This is a genomic window from Mycobacterium sp. NGS51 (assembly GCF_059812525.1).
Genome location: NZ_JCALCV010000040.1, coordinates 1 through 2,243, shown reverse-complemented (window position 1 = coordinate 2,243; position 2,243 = coordinate 1). Strand labels below are relative to the sequence as shown.

The following is a 2,243-nucleotide window of genomic DNA, read 5'->3' as shown; positions in this document are numbered from 1 at the left end:
ACGTCGCTGGCGGCGATTGGCGCTTGGGTTGCGGCGAGGATGGCGGTGGCCAGTGGGTGTTCACTGCGGGCTTCCAGTGCGGCCGCCACCGCCAGCACGTCCTCGCGGGTGGCGCCGTTGGTGGTAGCGACGTCAATGACCGCGGGCCGGTTGGCGGTCAACGTTCCGGTTTTGTCCAGGGCGATTCCGCGGATGGTGCCCAGGGCTTCCAGCGCGGCGCCGCCCTTGATCAGTACGCCGAGTTTGGAGGCGGCGCCGATGGCCGCCACGACAGACACCGGCACGGCGATGGCCAGCGCGCACGGGGAGGCTGCGACCAAGACCACTAGGGCGCGTTCGATCCAGACCAGCGGGCTGCCAAGGATGCTGCCAGTCCCGGCGATCAGCACCCCGGCGATCATGATGCCCGGCACCAGCGGTCGCGCGATGCGATCGGCCAGCCGCTGGCTGGCGCCTTTGCGGGCTTGTTCGGCCTCTACGATGTGCACGATGCGCGCCAGCGAGTTGTTCTGCGCGGTCGCGGTGACCTGCACCTGCAGCACTCCGGAGCCGTTGATCGACCCGGCGAACACCTCATCACCGGGCCCGGCCTCGACCGGCACCGATTCCCCGGTGATCGCCGAGACGTCCAACGCAGTGCGTCCGGAACGAATAATGCCGTCGGTGGCAAGGCGTTCGCCGGGTTTGACGATCATTTGATCCCCAACACGCAGGTCGGCGGCGGCTACCGCGGTTTCGGTCCCCTCGCGCAGTACCGTGGCCTGATCCGGCACCAGCGACAGCAGCGCGCGCAGGCCCCGGCGCGTGCGCGCCACCGCGTATTCTTCCAGGCCCTCACTGATCGAGAACAAAAACGCCAGCGTGGCGGCCTCGCCGACCTGACCGAGCGCCACAGCGCCAGCGGCGGCGATGGTCATCAAGGTGCCCACGCCGATGCGGCCCTTGGCCAGTCCCTTGAGAGTGGACGGCACGAACGTCGAGGCCCCCACCGCCAGCGCGAGGGCTTTCAGTCCCAGTGCGACCGGCCCCAGTGGAGTGAACCATGCGGTAATCACCGAGGCGCCCAGCAGCGCCCCGGACAACGCGGCTCGCCGCAGCTTGACGACGTGCCAGAGCCCGTCCGGCTCGCGCTCGGTGTCGTCGTGGTCGCAGCAGCCATCACTTACCACCCGCGGTCGCTGCCCGGCTCCGCCAGTCGGCGGACGGCCTGGCGCGTCATGGCGTGGACCCGACAGCATTCGCGCGGCCCAGTCGACAACTTTCTGCATGACCCCGGCCTCGCGGATACCGGCCGAATGCGGGGCACGCGCGGGCACCGATGCTGCCGGGATGTGCTCGGCATCGGCGATCGCCAACAAGATAGCAGCGGAGTCACAGCGCGCGGGCGAATACCAGACCACCACCGAGGCCGTGCCCGGATAGGCCTGCACAGCCCGCACGCCGGTCAGCTTGCCGACGGTGTCTTCGATCGCGACGGCCCGGACCGTGTCGAACCGAAATCCGGTGGCGTGCACACGCATCCGCCCCGCTGCGGCGGATACAACCGTCAGCGTGACACCGGTATCAGGGCGAGTATCAATGGTCAATATCATCAGCCTCCATGGTCGTGGTCTGGGCCGAATCCCCCACCGCCGGCGGTGAAAACTGCCTCCCCGACGCGCTCTACCGCCTCGGCGACCACGTCGGCGACTTGCAGCCCGCCCGACTCGGCCTTCGCTTCGGCGCGTCGGCTTCCGCGCAAACCCCGCTCGGTCGCGATCACCGCGGCTCGGCGAACGGGAGCCGCGCAACAGCACCGTGCGCAGCGCTTCATAGGGCGCTCACACTGCCCGGTGACCGCCTCGGCGGCTTTAGCTCGTAGCACGTGCGGAACCACCGTTAAGCGCTCCTTGTATTCTGCGCTCTCAGCACGATTCAGTAGTTCCGTCCGGGGTGTCAGTAAATCGTTCCTGCTCATCGACTAACGGTCATGCCGACCGGCCCCGCGCACGTGGCTTGCTCGGCGGCGCAGGGCTGGTCGGTATCGACCGCGAGAACGACCTGGACCAATTCGCCCAAGGCACGGGCGAGGTGACTGTCGGCCAGCGCATACCGAACCTGTCGGCCCTCATAGGTTGCGACGACCAATCCGCAGCCCCGCAAACACGACAGGTGATTGGACACATTTGATCGCGTTAACCCAAGACACGAAGCCAGCTGGGCGGGATAGCAAACTCCATCCAGCAGCGCCACAAGAATCCGGC

At 67.9% G+C, this 2,243-nt stretch carries 3 protein-coding genes; all 3 read right to left on the bottom strand.

The annotated features are described in order from the left end of the window. The coding region (locus AC5Y5W_RS24835; protein ID WP_500014123.1) for a heavy metal translocating P-type ATPase at nucleotides 1-1,592 on the bottom strand (1,592 nt) is incomplete at its 3' end. Further along, nucleotides 1,592-1,957 carry a DUF1490 family protein gene (locus AC5Y5W_RS24830; RefSeq protein WP_500014122.1) on the bottom strand — a complete coding sequence of 122 codons (366 nt, stop codon included), beginning with the start codon at nucleotides 1,955-1,957 and terminating at the stop codon, nucleotides 1,592-1,594. The genes AC5Y5W_RS24835 and AC5Y5W_RS24830, both read right to left, overlap by 1 nt. Continuing rightward, on the bottom strand, nucleotides 1,954-2,243 hold a 290-nt coding region (locus tag AC5Y5W_RS24825; RefSeq protein ID WP_500014120.1), incomplete at its 5' end, for a helix-turn-helix domain-containing protein. The genes AC5Y5W_RS24830 and AC5Y5W_RS24825, both read right to left, overlap by 4 nt.

What these genes read in the sequence shown, in the direction of transcription:
- AC5Y5W_RS24830 (WP_500014122.1), bottom strand. Translation starts at nt 1,957, where the DNA reads ATGAGCAGGAACGATTTACTGACACCCCGGACGGAACTACTGAATCGT.